Annotated in this window: 20 protein-coding genes; 15 read left to right on the top strand and 5 right to left on the bottom strand. The window is 63.4% G+C overall.

Annotated features, from left to right (window positions below):
• Window positions 1-94 precede the first annotated feature (94 nt).
• From ACN19L_RS22205 to ACN19L_RS22160, 10 genes are all read left to right on the top strand, one after another.
• Window positions 95-592: a hypothetical protein gene (locus tag ACN19L_RS22205; RefSeq protein ID WP_426491497.1), complete on the top strand. Its 498-nt coding sequence runs from the start codon at window positions 95-97 to the stop codon at window positions 590-592.
• Between the two features lie 55 nt (window positions 593-647).
• Window positions 648-1,067 carry a hypothetical protein gene (locus tag ACN19L_RS22200; protein WP_190786157.1) on the top strand — a complete coding sequence of 140 codons (420 nt, stop codon included), beginning with the start codon at window positions 648-650 and terminating at the stop codon, window positions 1,065-1,067.
• A 12-nt stretch (window positions 1,068-1,079) separates the two neighbouring features.
• Window positions 1,080-1,427, top strand: a complete 348-nt coding sequence (locus tag ACN19L_RS22195; RefSeq protein ID WP_190786156.1) for a hypothetical protein — start codon at window positions 1,080-1,082, stop codon at window positions 1,425-1,427.
• On the top strand, window positions 1,408-4,074 hold the full coding sequence (locus ACN19L_RS22190) for a VirB4 family type IV secretion system protein (protein ID WP_426491496.1): 2,667 nt from the start codon (window positions 1,408-1,410) through the stop codon (window positions 4,072-4,074). Before ACN19L_RS22195 ends, ACN19L_RS22190 begins: the two co-directional genes overlap by 20 nt.
• Window positions 4,071-5,174: a hypothetical protein gene (locus ACN19L_RS22185; protein WP_426491495.1), complete on the top strand. Its 1,104-nt coding sequence runs from the start codon at window positions 4,071-4,073 to the stop codon at window positions 5,172-5,174. The genes ACN19L_RS22190 and ACN19L_RS22185 overlap by 4 nt, the downstream gene beginning before the upstream one ends.
• 12 nt (window positions 5,175-5,186) lie before the next feature.
• The gene (locus ACN19L_RS22180) at window positions 5,187-5,864 is read left to right on the top strand and encodes a hypothetical protein (protein WP_190786153.1); all 678 of its coding nucleotides are present in this window, start codon (window positions 5,187-5,189) and stop codon (window positions 5,862-5,864) included.
• A 70-nt stretch (window positions 5,865-5,934) separates the two neighbouring features.
• A complete protein-coding gene (locus ACN19L_RS22175) occupies window positions 5,935-6,675 on the top strand; it encodes a conjugal transfer protein TraK (protein ID WP_190786152.1) in 741 nt (246 codons plus the stop codon).
• Window positions 6,676-6,695: 20 nt separating this feature from the next.
• Window positions 6,696-7,619: a DUF4138 domain-containing protein gene (locus tag ACN19L_RS22170; protein WP_190786151.1), complete on the top strand. Its 924-nt coding sequence runs from the start codon at window positions 6,696-6,698 to the stop codon at window positions 7,617-7,619.
• A gap of 12 nt (window positions 7,620-7,631) precedes the next feature.
• On the top strand, window positions 7,632-9,038 hold the full coding sequence (traM, locus tag ACN19L_RS22165; protein WP_190786150.1) for a conjugative transposon protein TraM: 1,407 nt from the start codon (window positions 7,632-7,634) through the stop codon (window positions 9,036-9,038).
• Window positions 9,039-9,060: 22 nt separating this feature from the next.
• A complete protein-coding gene (locus ACN19L_RS22160) occupies window positions 9,061-9,939 on the top strand; it encodes a hypothetical protein (RefSeq protein ID WP_190786149.1) in 879 nt (292 codons plus the stop codon).
• 61 nt (window positions 9,940-10,000) lie between these two features.
• Here ACN19L_RS22160 and ACN19L_RS22155 read toward each other — a convergent pair whose 3' ends face one another.
• The 5 genes from ACN19L_RS22155 to ACN19L_RS22135 all read right to left on the bottom strand — a co-directional run bounded on the left by ACN19L_RS22155 (window position 10,001) and on the right by ACN19L_RS22135 (window position 14,922).
• Window positions 10,001-10,534: a DUF6122 family protein gene (locus ACN19L_RS22155; RefSeq protein ID WP_426491494.1), complete on the bottom strand. Its 534-nt coding sequence runs from the start codon at window positions 10,532-10,534 to the stop codon at window positions 10,001-10,003.
• Between the two features lie 389 nt (window positions 10,535-10,923).
• A complete protein-coding gene (locus ACN19L_RS22150; protein ID WP_426491493.1) occupies window positions 10,924-11,517 on the bottom strand; it encodes a DUF305 domain-containing protein in 594 nt (197 codons plus the stop codon).
• Window positions 11,518-11,634: 117 nt separating this feature from the next.
• Window positions 11,635-12,258 carry a helix-turn-helix domain-containing protein gene (locus ACN19L_RS22145; RefSeq protein ID WP_190786147.1) on the bottom strand — a complete coding sequence of 208 codons (624 nt, stop codon included), beginning with the start codon at window positions 12,256-12,258 and terminating at the stop codon, window positions 11,635-11,637.
• A gap of 9 nt (window positions 12,259-12,267) precedes the next feature.
• A complete protein-coding gene (locus tag ACN19L_RS22140) occupies window positions 12,268-12,645 on the bottom strand; it encodes a cupredoxin domain-containing protein (RefSeq protein ID WP_215139129.1) in 378 nt (125 codons plus the stop codon).
• 3 nt (window positions 12,646-12,648) lie between these two features.
• Entirely contained in the window at window positions 12,649-14,922 is a 2,274-nt protein-coding gene (locus ACN19L_RS22135; protein ID WP_426491492.1) for a heavy metal translocating P-type ATPase, read from the bottom strand.
• A gap of 380 nt (window positions 14,923-15,302) precedes the next feature.
• Between ACN19L_RS22135 and ACN19L_RS22130 the strand changes: the two genes are divergently transcribed.
• The 5 genes from ACN19L_RS22130 to ACN19L_RS22110 all read left to right on the top strand — a co-directional run bounded on the left by ACN19L_RS22130 (window position 15,303) and on the right by ACN19L_RS22110 (window position 18,451).
• Window positions 15,303-15,791 (top strand): hypothetical protein, encoded by a 489-nt coding sequence (locus ACN19L_RS22130; protein ID WP_426491491.1) that lies wholly within the window; start codon window positions 15,303-15,305, stop codon window positions 15,789-15,791.
• 134 nt (window positions 15,792-15,925) lie between these two features.
• A complete protein-coding gene (locus ACN19L_RS22125; RefSeq protein ID WP_262898883.1) occupies window positions 15,926-16,057 on the top strand; it encodes a hypothetical protein in 132 nt (43 codons plus the stop codon).
• Between the two features lie 68 nt (window positions 16,058-16,125).
• A complete protein-coding gene (locus ACN19L_RS22120; RefSeq protein ID WP_426491490.1) occupies window positions 16,126-17,073 on the top strand; it encodes a heavy metal-binding domain-containing protein in 948 nt (315 codons plus the stop codon).
• 61 nt (window positions 17,074-17,134) lie between these two features.
• Entirely contained in the window at window positions 17,135-17,857 is a 723-nt protein-coding gene (locus ACN19L_RS22115; RefSeq protein ID WP_215139133.1) for a DUF305 domain-containing protein, read from the top strand.
• Window positions 17,858-17,899: 42 nt separating this feature from the next.
• Window positions 17,900-18,451 (top strand): heavy metal-binding domain-containing protein, encoded by a 552-nt coding sequence (locus ACN19L_RS22110; RefSeq protein WP_426491489.1) that lies wholly within the window; start codon window positions 17,900-17,902, stop codon window positions 18,449-18,451.
• The last annotated feature ends 51 nt before the right edge of the window (window positions 18,452-18,502 follow it).

Below are 18,502 nucleotides of genomic sequence, written 5' to 3'. Positions count from 1 at the left end.
TTCAAAACTTCTGCAAAACCAGAACTTATACGGAAGTGCTCCGTATAGTTGCCGCAATTGCTCATAAAAAACTTCGGCCTTTCGCTTGAAATCGATGCTGTGGTTGCTGCTTTTGCTGCTGATGGCGGCGCTGGGGGTACTCTGGTGGCGCTTCGCCATGCCGGCCAGTGCCGGGGCCGCCGTGGTTCCGCCGCCCCTGGAGGGCAACCATCCCTCGCTGCGCACCCGGCACTACCGGCTGGCCGATTTCCATCCAGCGCCCCTGGTAGTGCCAGAGGTGGCGCCTAGTACCAATGAGGAAGTGACGCCACCAGAGCCCGCTGAAACTCTGCCTCCCACGGCCGAAGCGGCGGCAGGAGCGGCGCCCACGCCAGCGGCTGTACCGGACGAGAGTGAGGCCATGCCCGCGCCTGCCGAGGCCGGCCGCTTACCGGAGGGCGCCCTGCACAACTACCTCTCGGCACCCGCGCCCACGGCCACGGACGAGCACAACCGTGGCGTGGAGCTCACCGCCGCCCAGCGCCGCGCCAAAATGCGCGAGCTGATGAGCACGGCCCTGGAAAACCGGCGGGCCGCCCCGGCCACTGCCTAAAGGCATTTTCCCTGCTTTTTACCTTTTCCCAATCCTTCCACCTATTTCCTTTTCCATGCAAACTCCCTTGCTCACGCGCCTGCACCAGGGCGCTGCCCAGGTAGCTGCCGGAGGCCTGCGCCTGCTCGCGGCCGGGCACACCTACCATCCATCCCGCGCTGAACGCCTGGCCATGGCCCTGCTGCTGGCCACGTCCCCGGCCCTGGTATTCGGCCAGGCCGGCGCCGGCGGCCGCGCCGTGGGCGCCCTGCGCAGCGTGCAAACCATCGTCATCAGCATCGTGCAGGTGCTCTTCATCATCGTGCTGGCCATCGGCCTGGTGCGCGTCGTGCAGAAGTTTATCAGCGGCGCCCCCGACGCGCTCGGGGCCCTGGGCTGGCTCATGGGCGGCGTCATCCTCTGGTTCGGCTTCAACTACTTCAAGGAAGACCTGGCCAGCGCCATGGGCGGCGGTGAAGGCGGGGTAACTCCGTAAGCTGACTGGCCCATGCGTTCCTACAAAAGCATCGAGCGCCCCGCCCAGGTGCTGGGCATGAACCTGCCGGACCTGGGGCTGGTGGTGGGCCTGTTTCTGGCCGCCGTGCTGGCCATCGGCGTCGCGGGCCTGGTGGTTACCGTGCCACGCTTTCTCTACCTGCTGATTCTGGTCGTGCTAGTGGTGCTGCTCTACGCCCTGCGCTACCTGGCCAAGCACCGGCCCCCGGGCTTTCTGCTCAGCTGGCTTTCCTTCCACCGGCGGCAGCCGCGCCGCATCGCCCTGGGCCGCGCACGGACAGGGCCATCGGCGGGCGGCTCCGCCGCTATTCCCACCCCGCATGAACATGTTTCCCACTAAGGCCGCTGACCGCACCGCGGCCCGCACCGCTGATTTTGCGGACCTGCACCCGGCCTACGCCTTCCAGGACGACAAGGTCATCTATCGGGATGGCCGCGTGGGCGTCGGCTTCGTGCTTGAATGCCCCGAAATGGAGAGCTGGCAGGCCGAAGAGTTTGCCAACTTACAGTCGGCCCTGCTCGGCGCGCTGCGCACCCTGCCCGTGGGCACGGTGGTGCAAAAAACTGACATCTACTACGACCGTCCCTTTCAGAATACCGGCGGCGACGCCCGTCCCGGCTACTTTGAGGGCAAGATGAATGCCCACTTCGCCGAGCGGCTGGTGCTCTTCCACCGGGCGTACCTGTTCATCTCCTTCGCCCCCTCGGACGAAGCCAAGCCCGTAAGGCCGAATGCCCTGAGCGCCCTGGTGAACCGCGCCGGCGAGAAGCTGGCCAAGAACCCGTTTGCCGGCGTCGTGCAAACCCTGGACACAGCCGAGCGCATCGCCACCGAGCTGCTGCAAAGCCTGCGCGGCCTCGGGGGCCTGGACTACCGCCGACTCAATCAAGCCCAGTTGCCGCAGGTCTTCACCCAGTACTTCAACCTGGAGTTCGACCAGCAGCCCGCCGGGCTGACCCGCGAAATCAGCAACGTGCCGGGCGCCTTCACCGTGGGCGAAAACCGCGTGAGCATCGTCTCGCTGGTGGGGCAGGGGAGTGAGGCCCACCCCGCCGTCCGCAACGGCTACGGGGTCACCTCGCCCATGCTCTACCCGCTGACGGCGTTTCTCTCCTGCCCCCACGTGCTGACCCAGGCGCTGCTGATTCAGGACTCCCGCGCCGAGCTAAAAAGCCTCGACAACGACAAGAAAATTAACAACTCGCTTTCCTTCCTGGCCACGCAGGACAACCACCTGCGGGCGGCCGAGATTGACGAGTTCACCGCCGAGGTCCGCTCGGGCAGCAAGCAGGTCGTGGGCCTGCACCTGTCGGTGCTGCTCTGGGACGTGGACGACCAGGCCCGGCGCGAGCACGTGGAAAAGACCACGGCGGCCTTCCGGTCCATCTTCGGGGCCGAGGCCGTGGTGGAGAGCTACCTGACCCTGCCGCTGTTCTTTGGCCTGGCGCCCGGCAACGCCTACCAGGTGCCGGACCGCTGGCTGACCACCTCAGCCGACCGGGCGGCCTGCTACTTCCACTGGACTACCACGTACCGGCCGGAGCCCACGGGCGAGTACCTCTGCGACCGGTTTCGCAACCTGGTCAAGGTAAACCTGTTCAACACCGACCTCGACAACCAGAACGCCCTGGTCATCGGCCCCTCGGGCTCGGGCAAGAGCTACACCTTCGGCAACTTCATCGTGCAGCGCTACGAGCGCGGCGCCCGCCAGATTATCATCGACATCGGCGGCACCTACCGCAACGTGTTCCAGAGCCTGACGGGGCCGGACTTTGAGAACACCTACTTCGAGTACGACCCGCAGAACCCGATTGAGTTCAACCCCTTCCTGCTGCCGCGGGAGGGCGAAAACGGTCCCTGGCACTATTCCGACGAGAAGCTCAACTTCCACCTGGCCCTGCTGGCCGCGCTCTGGAAGGGCGGCAAGGACCGCGCCCTGAGCAAGAGTGAGCGCACCATCCTTTCGCGCTTTCTGACCGGCTACTACCACGATTTGAACCTGCACGAGCGGCTGGGCCAGTCGGACGAGGAGTTTCCCGGAATGGAAAGCTTTTATAGGTACGTGCAGCGCTACGACCAGTGGATGCGGGCCGAAACGCCCGCGCCCGGGGAGGGCGACGCCACGGATGAAAGCATCGCGGTGCTGGCTCTGCAGCGGGCCCAGTACCAGACCGACATGAAGTACATCGACATGCACGAGTTCTTCCTCGTGCTGGGCGAGTTCGTGTCGGGCGGGCGCTACGCCAAGGTGCTCAACTCCACCCGCGAGGCCCAGCTAAGCCAGTACCCGCTTATCTGCTTTGACCTGGCCCGGGTAAAAACGGACCCCACGCTCTACCCGGTGGTGGCCATGCTCATCACCGAGCTGAGTTTGGACCTGTTCCGGCAGTTTCCCGATGCCGTGAAGTACATCGCCCTCGACGAGGCCTGGGCGCTGCTTTCGGGTGTGCTCGAGGAGTTCATCGTCTCGATGTACCGCACCATCCGCAAAACCAACGGCTCCATCACCATCATCACCCAGGGCATTCAGGAAATCATCGACTCGCCCATCGGCTACACGCTGATTGACAACTCCAGCACCAAAATCATCCTGCGCCACTCCAACGAGGCTTCGCTCAACCGCCTGCAGGCGCCGCTGGGCCTCACCGGGCACGAGATGGATTTGATTCGCTCGGTGCGCTCGACCGACTCGTTCCGGGAGTTCTTCATCAAGCAGGGAGCCCAGGCCAAGGTGTACGCGCTCGAAGCCTCGCCCCAGCTCGACGCCGTGCTGACCTCGCGGCCGGCCGAGCGCAACTATCTCAACCAGCTCGTGCGCCACTACCAGCGCCAGCGGCCGGTGGAAGTGCGCGACGCGCTGGGCAACCTGGTACGCGACGCCGACGGGCGGCCCACCTACACCACCGTTACCGAGCAGCGGCTGGACTTTGCCGTCGACCAGTTCGTGGAAGAAAAGCGCAAGCGCAAGGGGGCGCTGTCGGCATGAGTGGTGCGCTTTTTCTGCTGGTCGGCATGGACCTGGACACCGACTTTATCACGGCCGCCGACGGGGCCCTGCGCAAGGTGCTGCAGGCCTGCCAGCTCTACCTGATTCCGCCCTTTCTCTCGGTAGCGCTACTCTACACCGTGGGCCGTGGCTACCTGCAGGGCGGGCAGTTGCGCATGGACTTCTCGCCCCTGCTCAAGGCCCTGTTCGTGTACTTCATCCTGTTCTTCTACCGGGACTTCATGGACTTGCTTGGCGGGGCCATTGGGGCGTTTTCCAGCCTAGTAGCGCCGGACGAGCCGGGATTTATCGCCCAGTCCTTGCGAAGCCTGACAAACCCGGTCGGCTCGCCGGCCATTCAACCTGACCAGGCCACTAATACCGCGGGGTTTGTAAACGAGCAGATAAGCAACATCTCCTCCACCTTCGACAAGCTGACCCGGTTCTCGCTTATAAACCTGCTCACCGAGCTATTCACCACCAGTACCGTGGCGCTGATTCGGCAGCTGCTGGTCATGATTCGCCAGTACATCGTGGCTTTTTTGTACGTGGGAGGGCCTATTGCCATCTGCCTTTCGGCCTTGCCTCCCTTTGCACAGCTAGGCAAACAGTGGCTGCAGAATTTCATGGCCGTTCAGTTCTGGTCCCTGACCTACTCGCTGCTGGACACCATTTATGCAAACTATGCGGCTACCCGCCCAGGCACTGGTAATGTGCTCATGCCCACAGGACTGACGCCAAGTGCTTACGCTGATGATTTAACCTACTTGATTAACTCTATCGGTTTCGTCATCCTCTACTGCATGGTGCCTTGGCTGACGAGCTTCCTTATCGGCTCCTCAGCAGTGCAGGGCTTCGTGGGCATGTTTACCGGAGCCGTAGCCGGGGCTGCTGGGGCAGTTAGCGGGGTAGTATTCCCCGGCGCCTACGGCGGTGGGGCAAGTGGCGCACTGGGTCGCAAAATGGGCTTTGGACCAGATAAATCGGGCGGAGGCAGTTCCGGTGGGTCCTCGGCCAGCGCTTCTGCGCCATCCGCCTCGTCAGAGTTGCCCACTATATCCTCAGCCGACTCGGGCGCGCCAACGCGCCGTCGGCGCTAACCCTTCTTTCCAATGAAATACCTTCTCATCAGCATGCTGAGTGCCTCGGCGTTTCTTACAGCTTGCAAAAACGACAATGAAGCCGCAGCCGACGCTCTACAGCAAGTAGCCAAGGCAGCGGCTAATTCACCAGAAGCGAAAGCGCGGCAGGCAGCCTGGAAGCTTGCCACAACGCGCCCACCAGCATTACCTAATGGCTCACCCGCTAATCTTCGTCCAGCAGTCGAGCAGCTACTGCCTAAAGAGGGCTACCTGAAGCTGATATCAGTCAAGCAAACCAGAGCCGCACAACCGGGAATTATGGCGCTGCCAGTCCTGTGGCGGCATGTAAAAGCTGATTACCCGACCGTAGCCCCTGGCTACCGCCTGCCTTTCGAAGCAGTATTGGAATGGCGACCAACGGGCTATGCCAAGGGAGAAAAGGTCCCCGCCGTCCTTGCCTTGCGCACCCCTGAAGCGCCTGATACGCTGGGCACCTTCGCCCTCCTGGAGCCTGGAGCCACGATTCCCGGGCAATCACAGCAGACTCCAACACTTGTGAAGCCCGGCCAGGGAGTGACTGTTCGGGGAGTCCTGTACGCTTATGCGACGACCCCAAACGCTAGCCAGCAGCCAAGCCTAATCCTCTATCCCTACCAAAACCCATTAGGGCCGCCTGACCCGCGCAAAATGGTCTACCTGACCCTCTAAGCGCGGGCATTGGGGCAAAAAGTCCCGGTTGACTCAGCCCCTTTCATCCTCCAACTTCTTCGACTTACCTATGAACTCAGTCCAAGACCTGAACAAGACGTTTATCACCATGCGCACGATGGCGCTGGCTGCCCTCGCCCTGCTGGGGGTGGTGACAGTGGCCTCCGGTGCGCTGCTCTACCGCGCCTACGAATCCACAGGCCAGCGCGTGTACGTGGTGAGTGACACCGGCTCCTTCTCGGCCCAGATTGGCCGCGGCGCGGGGCACACGCCCTTCGAGGCCCGCAACCTGGTCAAGACCTTCCTGCTGACCATGTTCGGCCACGACCAGTACTCCTTCAAGCACAACCTCGATGCGGGCCTGCCCCTGATTGAAGAGCGCGGCGGGCGTTTTCTGTTTGAGAGCTTCCAGCGCGGGCAGGTGCTGCAGAACTACATCCGCTACGGCGCCCGCCAGGCCGTGACCGTGGACAGCATCCACCTGGACATGAACCACCGACCCATCACCGGCCGCGCCTACATCAAGCAGACGGTGTTCATCGGCGACCAGCAAAGCCAGAGCAAGCCCCTGGGCGCCAAGTTTGCCCTCGTCGAAACCGACCGCTCGGATGCCAACCCCTTCGGGCTGCTCATTACCGACTTCGACTTCATCGCCTACAACCCGCCTGTCTCGCAGGAAGAGAAAGACCAGCTGCGCGACCAGGAGCAGGCCCGGCAGCGCAAGCTGCGCGAAGAAGCCGAAGCCGCCGGCGTGCCCCTGCCGCAACCCGCCCCCACGACGCCTGCCCCCGCCGCTCAACCTGCCCAGTAAGCTACCTCTATCCCCTTCTTATGCGTTTCCCCTTCTCCTTTGCTTCCTGCGCGCTGCTGGCGCTTTTACCCGGCCTGTCGCAAGCGCAGACCCTTGCTTCGACTGCCACGCGTCCTGCCGGCGTGCAAACCCCGCATCCGGCCAACGTAGCGCCGAAAATGCAGCTGGAAATCGCCGTTTCCGACTCCTCCACCACGTACCTGGTCTTTCCGGGGCCGGTGTCGCTGGTCGACGTGGGCCAGGCGCCGCACTACCTGGTCAAGATTGAAAGCAACGCCGTGTTCGTGCGGGCCAGGCGCCGCAACCCGCCGCCCACGCCCATTCTGGTGCGCTACGGCTCGCGCTACTGGATGGGGCACCTGGTGTACACCCACCGGCCGGTGCTGCAGCTCTACGACTTTCAGGACGGCGGCGCCCTGGGCGTGAGCGCCGGCGGCAAGGCCCGCAACGGCGCCGGCGTGGATGACGCGCTGGCCCTGAACCAGGGCCACGACAAGCGCGAGCTGGCCGAGGCGCGCCTGGCTAAGCTGGCCACCGCCAAGCACGCCGATTCCAGCGGGCTACGCACGGCCGATAACGACCTGGTGCTTTCGCTGGCCAACGTGCGCAACGACAAAGACTTCACCTACCTGCGCCTGAAGCTGCGCAATACCACCACCATCGACTACGCGGTGGATTTTACCGACTTCGAGCTGGTGGAAAACTCGCGCAAGAAGTTTCTGGGCAAGAAGAAGAACGAGGCCCGGCGGCCCCTGGCGCCCGCCGGCGGGGCCGAAAGCCAGACCATCCCGGCCCGGGCTACGGGCTACCTGCTTTACGCCGTGCCGCTGTATGCGGCCACCGACCGGGGCCACCTTGAAATCACCTTGCGCGAGAAGTTCGGGGCCCGGGTGCTGGTGCTCAAAGTCCCCAGCAAAGTCATCAACACGGCGGCCGCCATTTAATCCTTTCCTCTCATGTCCGAGCACAACATGCAGCCGGTGTATCCTGCCGGCGACAACCCCAGTACCGAACCGCAACCGGCCTCCGGCTCTGCTTCTGCCCCTGCTACTTCCGCTACGCCCCGCCCCTCGATAGGGGAGCTGGCCCGCCGGCACTGGCTGCCCCTGCTCGTGGGCATCGGCATGCTGACGGCGGTGACGCTGTTTTTCTACGCCCGCTCCCTTTCCCAGGAAGTAGCGCAGCAGGCCAGCCCCGTGGCGGCTACCTCTCAAAATTTGGAGCCCACGATTGCGCCCGCCACGCCCGAAGCGGCCCCGGCGCCCACGGACGTGCTGGAGCAAAAGCAGGCGGCTGCGCGACAGGCCGGCGTGCAGACCCTGGGCACCGTTCCCTCCCCGGACCAATTGGCCGGCGGCATGGCGGTCGATACGGTGGGGCAAGCCGCTTTGCGCCGCCGCACGGCCTTGGCCGCCGCGGAGCGTCAGGCCCGGGCCGCAGCCAACCGGGCGGCGCTACCGCCCCCTGATTCCACGGAAGTAACAGCAGTGGATGCGCAGACCGGTGCCTACCGGGCCGTGCGCATCCCGGTGGTGCAGGCCAGCTACCGGGGTAGCAGTGCCAGTGTCGACCCGCGTCGGCGTTTGCGGGCTGCGGCCCGGCCCCGCACGGCGCCCGACGGGGTGCCCTACGAGCAAAACGACGACGTGCTGGACATGCTCGACGCAGCCCCTGCCGCCTCCCGCGCCTCGTACGAGCAGATGACCGGGCGCCGCTATTTCGACCGGCGGGCTGCCCTCCGGGCCAGCGGGGCGTCTGGTGCCGCGGCAAACAACGCTTCGGGCTACGATGCCTTTGGCACTATTAAAGCCGGCTATTTCCGGTATGCCCCCGATAATCAGGCGCAGCTGCTGCCGGACATTTTCTACAAGGCCGTTATCAACGGGGAGCAGAAGATTCGGACTGGTTCCGTCGTGCTGTTGCGCCTCGTCGAGGATGCCGTTATCAGCGGGCAGACCTTTCCTAAGAACCTGGTATTTGCCGGCGTGGCCAGCGTCGAGACCAACCATGTGGCCATCCGCATCTCCCGGCTGGGCCCTACCCGGGTAACCGCCGACATCTACGACTACCATTACCTGCCGGGGTTGATGATTGACCCGCAGAAGCGCCAGCCGCTGCCCGCGGCTGACAATCCCCTCAACGATGCCCGCTCCATCGGTGCCCAGGAAGTGGGCATGGCCATTGACCGCTCGGCCTCGGCTGCTAATTCGGTAGTGGGCGTGGGGGGCCGGGTGGCGGCCGCGATGGTGGGCCGGGCATCGACACCCCGCCAGAAGCTGCGCGACGTGCGTCTGCCCGATGGCTACCCCGTGCTCATCACCACGGGCGCGACGGATGCCGGCGCGCCGACGGCCAGCAATTAAACCTTACTTTAGCTCTTCAGCCATGAAAAAGGGACTGTTTGTTGTGGTCCTGGCCGTTCTGGCCGGCACCACTTCCTACTTCGCTTCGGCTCAGATGGTCGTCAACGACCCGCCGCACATGGGCATCCACATCGGCCAGTTTGCCAAGCAGCTCAAGCAATGGGTCGAGACCGTCAAGAACTACCAGGTCATCAAGGACGCCCGGCAGATTGCCGGTGTCACTCGCGACATCACGGGTCAGGTAAAGCAGTTAACTTCCGAGGGGCTGGAGCTGCAGCGGCAGATTCAGGCCGACCTGCGCAAAGTAGCATCGGTGAAGGATTTGCGCTACGCCAACCCCTTGGAGCTGTTTGGCCGGGGCATGGCCATGAACACCAGCTCGCAGCCCGACTACATGCCGCCGGTGAACAAGGCCCGGCGCCTGCGCCAGGCGCTGCAGGGTCGCACTGAGCAGGACGTTGAAACGGTATACCAAGCCTTTTCCGGGCTGGATATCGGCCGCAACGGGGCCCAGTCCTTTACCTACCGTGACTATAAGAACATGCGGGAAGAAGCCTTCGCTTCGGCATACGCCTACGAGGAAGTGCTCAAGAAAAAGAACGTCGAAACGGCCTTCAACTACCAGAAGATTGCCGACGAGATGACTGCCCAAAGCGTGGAGCTCATGGCCACGTTGAAGAACCCGGGCCGCTATTCCATGACCGAGGCCGAGCGCCTGCGCGCCATGGGGCAGGCCAACGACAACATGGTAAAAGCCCTGCAGCTGCGCCAGGAAGCTGACCGGCTGATTCACGAAGCGGGCAAGCCCGGGCCGGCACGACAGGCGGTGGAAGGCGCTTACCGGGACCAGCTGCTGCAGAATCAGCTGTTAAAAAGCATTAGTCGCTCGGGAAGGTTCTAGCGACAATTCTGAATCGGGCCACTTAGGCAACAGCCCGCTCAATCTCCCGTCTCGTCCCAGCTTACTCGACCACCTCAAGGCCCAGCAGCTTCCGCACCCCGTTGTACAAGCGACGAATACGGGAGTTCCGGTAGCAGTCCTGGCAGTGGCTGAAGTTCCACAAGCAGTCCACCGTATCCGTGAACATGTGGAAAAGCAAGCCGACAGCGACAATTTGCGTTGCCGGCCACAGGAGCAGCAGCGCATACACCGGTATGATATGAAAGGAGTGCAACGGATGGTACCCCACGCTGCAGCGCAACGGGTCGAAGATGGGTTTTGCCAGCAGGTGGTCCAGGTCAATGGCCATTGTGGCCAACATAACCAGGTAAGCAGTCTGCCACACCAAGGGAAAAAACACCAGCGCCAACACGAGCGGAAAAACAAAGTGCAGGCCATAATGGACCAGCGTTTGGGCGCTGAAGAGCTTGGGGGAGGCAAACTGGCCGGGCCCGGGCGGGGCCATCGGCCGGATGGCGCTGCTTGCGGTATCTGCGGGCGTTGCTTTGGCCTGCCTGCTGCCCGGCCCGACTGCCGGTTTCTTCTTCTTGGCCACGCGGTCCCGCGTGCCGGAAGACGTAGCGCGCTCTTCTGCCTTTACCCGCCCCTGCTGGGTAGTGGGCTGCTCCCGGGCGGGGGTGACTGCCGCTGTATCACCGTGCTGGGCCTGTGGCGGGTGGTGGTACCCGGGGGGCGGCCGAAAACTTGGGGACGACAGCCGATGACCGGCAACCGGCTAAGACCACACCGGTTGCCAAGACTAGAATGAGGCGGAAAGCAGGTAGTGCGAGCATGGGGGTTGTTAGGGCCACGTAGCGGGCGACGGTGGCCACCTCGGCCGGTAGCGGACTCAGGCCGCCGGATAGTGCTCTTGGCCACCCACCGTACCCTAAAAGCAAAAAGGCAGCTCCGCGAGAGCTGCCTTTTTTGTGGCTAAGCCAAGACCTAGCGGTTGCGCGTGAGCCAGTTCTGCAGGACGCCAATCTCCTGGCGCTGGTCGGCGATGATGGCCTGCGCCAACTGGCGCATCGTGGCGTTGCGGCCGTGCTGGAGCAACGCCTCCGAGTTGTCGATGGCCGCCTGGTGGTGGTCAATCATCATCTGGGCGTAGTCCACGTCGGTGCGCATGGTCATGGTGCGCGCGTTGCTCGCGGCCATCATGCGGTCCATGTTGGTTTTCTGGATTTGGTTGAACTGCGGTACCAGCGGCTGCGTGGGCTGGTGGCTGCTCAGGAACGAGTTGAACTGCGTGATTTCGGCGCGTTGCTTGGTGATGACGTCCTGGGCGATGGTTTTCATCTCCTGGTTGCTGCCCGCGCGAAGTTCTTCCTCGCTCATCTTGATGGCCGCGTCGTGGTGTAGCACCATCTGGGCGGCAAAGTCGTGGTCGGGGTCCTGGGTCTTGGCCTGCGCGTCCATCTGCGTCATCATGTCCATCATGATTTTCATCAGCGGAGTGTCGTGCTTCATGTCGTCCATGTCATGGTCTTTGCAGGCCGAAAACAAGGAAACCAGCACTAGCAGAGACAAAATAGGCAAACGGAATAAGCGGTTCATGCGCACGGTCGGTGGGGTCTGGTGGTGAACAATATAAACGCCCGGGCTACCCGCCCGGTTTTTACACCGTTGGCCTTTTTGCTTGCATAATTTCCGCGGCTACAGCAGCGAGTCCAGGCTGCGCCGGGCATGGCTGGCGGGTCCGAGCCGTTGAAATTCCGAGGGCGTCAGGCCCGTCACCTGCCCAAACTGCCGCGAGAGGTGGGCCGGGGAGCTGTAGCCCAGCTGCCCCGCCACCTGGGCAATGGTCAGCTCGCCGTAGCCGATGAGCTCCTTGGCGCGCTCCACCTTCTGGCGGATGATGAACTTCTCAATGGTCAGGCCTTCCTCGGAGGAGAACAGGTGCGATAGGTAATGGTAGTCGCGCCCCAGGTGCTGAACCAGGTAATCCGAGTAGGTGAGCAGGCGGGGGCCCGGCTCGGGATAATGAATGAGCGTCACCAGCAGGGTTTTAATCTGCTCCACGAGTTGGGCCCGCGGGTCTTCGAGCAGGGCAAAGCCCGCTGCCAGCAGGCTGGCGCGCACGGGCTCCAGGTCCGGCGCCTGACCATCGGCAGTGGTCACGTCGGCCTCGCCCAGCACCACGCGCTGCACCTGCAAACCCAGGGCCGTCAGGTCTTCCGTCACCACCCGGATGCACTGGGGGCAGACCATGTTCTTAATCAGCAGCCGGTGGGTGCCGGGGGCAGGCAGCGTGAAGCCGGAGCGGAGTTGGGAGTTCATGAGCGGCATCTATTTTACGACCAGGCTACCGCGCAGCATGCCCATGCCGCAGGTAAACGTAAAGGTACCGGCCTGCTGGGGCAGCAGCTCCACCAGCGTCGTCTTGAAAGCCGGCAGGTCGCGGCGGATGCTGAAGTCGGGCATGAGCAGTTCCTCCGAGCAGCTGTTCTCCTCGTCCCGGTAAAAGCTCAGCTGCACGGGCTTGCCGCGCTCCACTTCGATGACGTCGGGCGAATAGCCGCCCTTGACGGTGATGTCCACTTCCTGCACCCCGCTGGAGGTAGAAACGGCCGCAGCCGTCTGGCGGGCGGAAAAGAAGAAGTACCAGATAACAAAAGCCGATAGGGCCAGGCCCGTCAGCGTCACGATGATTTCGGCGGTATCCATGGCTTAGTTCTTAGCGGGGGAGAAGCTGCGCAGCCGCAGCGAGTTGGTGAGCACCGACACCGAGCTCAGGGCCATGGCCCCGGCCGCGAGCATGGGCGAGAGCAAAATGCCGAAGAAGGGGTAGAGCAGCCCCGCCGCCACCGGAATGCCCAGCGTGTTGTAGATGAAGGCGAAAAACAGGTTTTGCTTAATAGTGCGGATGGTCTGGCGCGAGAGCTCAATGGCCGTGACCACGCCCTGCAAATCCGAGCGCATGAGCGTGATGCCCGCCGCTTCCATGGCCACGTCAGTGCCGCCGCCCATGGCCAAACCGATGTCGGCCTGGGCCAGGGCCGGCGCGTCGTTGATGCCGTCGCCGACCATAGCCACGATGCGCCCTTCGGCCTGCAGCTCCTTGACTTTGCCGGCCTTACCACTGGGCAGCACCTCGGCGAAGTAGCGCATGATGCCCACCTGCGCGGCTACCTGGGCCGCCGTCTGGGGGTTGTCGCCCGTCATCATCACCACCTCGATGCCCATGGCCTGCAGCCGCTTGATGGCGGCGGCCGACGTCTCGCGCACGGTGTCGGCCACGCCGACGAGGCCCACGGCCTGCTGGTCAACGGCGACATACAGTACGGTCTTGGCCTGGGCCAGCAACTCATCGGCCTGCCGGCGCACAGCCGGCGAAAGGCTGATACCCGCCTCATCCAGCAGGCGGAAGTTGCCGATGAGCACGGCCTGCCCGTTCACCGATGCCTGCGCTCCTTTGCCCTCGATGGCCTGAAAACCGGTGGCCGGAATGGCCGGGGCCTGCTGGGCATCGGCGTAGCGCACCACGGCTTCGGCCAGCGGGTGCTCGCTCTGCCGCTCCACGGCGGCCACTACCTGCAGCAGTTGGGCCGCGTCCTGTCCCTCGGCGGGCACAAAGTCCGTCACGGCCGGTTCGCCGCGGGTGATGGTGCCGGTCTTGTCGAGCAGCACGGTATTTACCTGGTGGGCTTTTTCCAGGGCCTCGGCGTTGCGAATCAGCACGCCGTGCTCGGCGCCCTTGCCGGTGCTGACCATGATAGCCGTGGGCGTGGCCAAACCTAAAGCACAAGGACAAGCAATGATGAGCACGGCCACGAAGTTGACCAAGGCCAGCGGCAGGCGGGCTTCCACGGGGGCCAGGTCAAACCAGAGCACGAACGTGAGGATGGCGATGACCACCACGGTGGGCACGAAGATGGCGCTGACCTTATCGGCCAGCCGCTGGATGGGGGCACGGCTGCCCTGGGCGTCTTCCACCAGCTTCACAATCTGCGAGAGCATGGTATCAGCCCCCACCTTGGTCACCCGGAAGCGGAAAGAGCCCGTCTTGTTGAGCGTGGCGCCGAATACCGGGTCCCCGGTCTTCTTTTCCACCGGCAGGCTTTCGCCCGTGAGCATGGCCTCGTCCACGGCCGAGCGGCCTTCTTCAATAACGCCGTCGGTAGCTACCTTCTCGCCGGGGCGCACCACGACGAGGTCGCCCAGCTGCACCTGCTCGATGGGCACGTCCACCTCCTGGCCGTCGGGCCGCACCACCCGGGCCGTTTTGGCCTGCAAGCCCATCAGCGCCTTGATAGCGGCCGACGTTTGCGTCTTGGCCCGCAGCTCCAGCACTTTGCCCAGCAGAATCAGGGCAATGATGGTGGCCGTGGTATCATAGTACACCTCGGGCATGAGGCCCCGGCGCATAAACCAGCCCGGCACCACGGTGGCCGCCAGGCTGTACAGAAAGGCAGCCCCGGTGCCCACGGCAATCAGCGTGTCCATGTTGGCGGCGCGGTGCTTGAAGCCGTTCCAGGCCGAGGTAAAGAATTCGCGCCCACTGTAAAGCAGCACCGGCAGGGTCAGCACCAAGAGGCCGTAGTTCAGCCAGTGCATATTCACGCGGGCCATCATCGCGGGCCAGAGCATGAGCATGCTCAGGGGCATGATGATAATGGCCAGCACCGTGGCTACCCAGAAGCGGCGCTTGAGCTTGACGTAAGCGAGGGCCTTTTGCTGGTCAATTTCCGCTTGCCGGTCGGCGGCGCTGGTGTCTGGCGCGCGCTCGGTTACGCCGTAGCCGGCGTTGACCACGGCCTCTTTTAAGGTGGCCGGGGTGGCCTGGGCGGGCAGGTATTCAATCGTCGCTTTTTCGGTAGCGAAGTTGACCATGGCCCGCTGCACCCCGGGCGTGCGGGTCAGGGACTTCTCAACGAAGGACGCGCACGAGGCGCAGGTCATGCCTTCAATGTCGAGGGTTTCGGTTTTGGTCGTTGGTTCCATAAAAAATAAGCAGCTGTAGTGCTGCATTGGGCCGGGAAACCCAAGGCTCCCTAGGCTAGAAAGTACAGTACAAAGGAACGGCGCCCCTGCGGCGGGGTTAGTACGGAATCTCACCCGAAACTTGCATAATTTGCACGTTGCAGGTGGGCAAGGGATTTACATAATCCGGCCGAAGGCTTGCATAATTTTGCGCTGCTTGCCGGGGGCTTTTTTCCCTGACTGCCGCCTAAAACAGCCTGGTGGCCATTTGCGGTCCTTTTTCGCAGGTTAAGCGGCCACCCACAGGAACGGCCCGGAAACTCTTTATTTAGAAATGGGGTAGATAAGCGGTACCGCCTTTTCGTGGAGAAGTCTACTTTTGCGGTTGCTTAGCGCCTGTCATGTTCCGTAGCCTGTTCCCCTTCCGCCGTTTGCTGGCGACGAGCTTCCTGCTCGTCTTCGTCAACGTGTTCGTGGGCCAGTGCTACTGCGCCACCCTGAACCCGGTGCTGGCCGCACCCGCGCCGGTGGCGAAAGTCATTGCCGTAGAGAAGACTACGCATCCCGGCTGCCACGGTCACGACAAAGCCACGGCAAAGCAGCAACCCACCAAGACCAAGCAGGACCATGCCCAGCACAACTCCAAGCCCGTGGGCAAGGATGACTGCTGCAAGGACAACTCGGCTGCTATCCTTAAGTCCCTCACCACGCCGGCTGAAAAGCAGCTGATGACACCCGCGCCGGCCTTGTTGCCGGCCAGCAGCGACTTCTTTTTCCGGCCCGCTGCCGGGCAGTGGGACCGCACCCACTCGGTCGTTCTGGTGCTCCGCGAGCACCTGCCCCCCAAAATACCCGATATCCGCATCTTTATTCAGTCCCTGACGGTCTGATTGATTTGACGCGCCCAAGGCTCGCCCTGGCATAGCTCTGCTATGTCCGGGGCGGGCCTTTGCATTGTCGTGTCCGCCCGGCGCTTAGCTGCCCCCTCCCTCCTTCATCTTCCTGGTTTTACCCTCGCCTGACAATGAAAAGTTGTTGCGAAGAAGCCGGCGCACCCGCCCCCCAAGGCCCGGTTCGCCGCCTGCTGTCCTACCTGCTCTACGCCGCGGTAGCTGCCGGGCTGGGCTTCGTGCTCTGGCAGCAGTGGCAGGCCTAGCCGTCCGGCAGCAGCGCCCCGGACTACTGGATATAGTCTCCCCATCAGTTTAACCCCATTCCCCTTTTATGTACCGCATACCGCTTTCCCTGCTGGCTTTGGCTGGCCTGCTCACCGCCAGCAGCTGCTCGTCCGAAACCGAGTCCAGCAAAACCACCGACACCGTCACCACGCCCACCAACGGCCCGGCCGAAGGCACCGCCGAGCACGGCGGGGGCCACACCTACGCCTGCCCCATGCACCCCGAGGTGACCAGCACCAAAGAGGGCGACAAGTGCCCCAAGTGCGGCATGAACCTGGAGCACAACGACAAGGTGGCCAACGGCAAAACTTACGAAATGAAGCTGGTGCCCACGCCCACGCAGGTGACGGCCGGGCAGCCCACCACGCTGGCCTTCACGCCGGTGGAAACGGGCAAGGGCTCGGCTCCCGTGCCCCTGGACGTGGTGCACGAGAAGAAGATTCACCTCATCATCGTCAGCAAGGACCTGGGCCAGTTCTACCACGAGCACCCCGAGTACACGGCTGAGGGCGACTACAAGGTGAAGTACACCTTCCCCAAGGGCGGCGACTACGTGCTGTTTCAGGACTATACGCCTACCGGCTCAGGCCACCAGCTCGGCCGCCAGCCCCTCACCGTGAAGGGCACGGCGTATGCGCCGGTCAAGTTCAAGAACGACGACATGCAGTGGGAGAAGGACGGCTATAAGGCCACCCTCGCCTTCGACAAAGACCTGAAAGTGGGCCAGCTGCTGGGTATGAAAATCAACATCAGCAAGGACGGCCAGCCGGTGATGGACCTCGCCAACTACCTCGGCGCGCTGGGCCACGTGGTGGTCATCAGCGAGGACACCGAGCAGTACCTGCACGTGCATCCCAACGACCAGGCCGACAAGGGCCCGAACATCGGCTTCAACACCAACTTCGAAAAGCCCGGCCTCTACCGCGTGTTCCTCCAGTTTAACCACGCCGGTAAGATTCACACCGGTGACTTCACCATCAACGTGAAGGCCTAGCGTGGGGGCTGGCTCCCTTCCGGCTTGCCCCTCTCTTTCTTCAACTAACCCAACCACACCCATGAAAAAGTCCGCTTTTTTCCTCGCAGCCCTCTGCTCGGGCTCCCTGCTGGTTGCCAGCTGCAACAGCGACAAGGCCGCCGATTCGACGGCTACCACCACCGAAACGACCACCGCCGAGGGCACCGCCTCCGGTGACATGGCCGGCATGGACCACTCCGCCGGGGCTACGGGCAGCGCCGCGGCCGGCGACTCGCCCCAACTGGTGGCCATGAACGAGATGATGCAGAAGATGCACGCCAGCAAGCCCAAGGGCAACACCGACCACGACTTCGCCCACCACATGCTGGAGCACCACAAGGGCGCGGTTGTCATGGCCGACATTCAGCTGCGCGACGGCAAAGACGCCACCATGCGCCAGATGGCCGAGAAAATCAAAGCCGACCAGCAAAAGGAAATCGCCGAGCTGGAAGCCGCGGCCACCCGCCTCGACAATGCCCCGACCAATTACAAGCCCAACGACCCCACCGACCCCTTCACCAGCAAGATGAAGGCCTCGATGGACGCCATGATGCCGATGCCAAAAAGCGTGGCAGACCCGGACATGAACTTCAACATGCTCATGACCATGCACCACCAGAGCGCCGTGGACATGGCCAAGGCCGAGCTGGCCCACGGCAAGGACACCAAGCTCAAGCAAATGGCTCAGCAGATAATCGACGCCCAGGAGAAGGAAATAGCTGCCTTCAAGGACTGGCACAATAAGAACGCCGACAAAATGTAGCCCACCGGCTACCCCATTCCAACCACTCACATCCCCCTCCCCATGAAGATTTCGCAAATTCTCGCCGCCGCCCTGTTGCTCGCCGCCCCGCTCAACGTTGCCGCCCAGCACAGCCACAAGCCCGGCACCGCTGCCCACGGCCACAAAGCCGCCGGCGAAACCCACGCCCACAAATCCCCCCACGGCGGAACGGTCCGCACGGCCGGCAAGTACCACCTCGAACTGGTGCAGCAAGCCGGGGAGGTGCACGTGTACCTGCTCGACGCCAACGAGAAAACCATGCCCCTGGACCGTTCCACCGGCACGGCCATGCTGCTGAGCACGGCGGGCAAAACCACCAGCGTGAAGCTGACGCCCACCGGCGACCATTTCGTGGCCGCCGTGCCCGCCGGCACTACCCTGCGCACGGCCATCGTGAGCCTGAAAGCCAACGGCAGCTCGCTCAGCGCCCGCTTTGAAAAGCTCGACGCGGCGGCCAAAGCCAGCAAGGCCACGGCCGCCGCCTACACCTGCCCCATGAACTGCGAAGGCTCGGCCAGCGACAAGCCCGGCAGCTGCCCGAAGTGCGGCATGGCCCTGGTGAAAAAGTCATAGACGTCGCCTGCTTTTCGGACGCCGGGCGTCCGGACCCGCTTCGTCCGGGTC

Source organism: Hymenobacter sp. 102, from assembly GCF_049949205.1.
Lineage (GTDB): Bacteria > Bacteroidota > Bacteroidia > Cytophagales > Hymenobacteraceae > Hymenobacter.
Note: the sequence above shows the minus strand (reverse complement) of the source record. Positions and strands in the feature narration are given on the sequence as shown.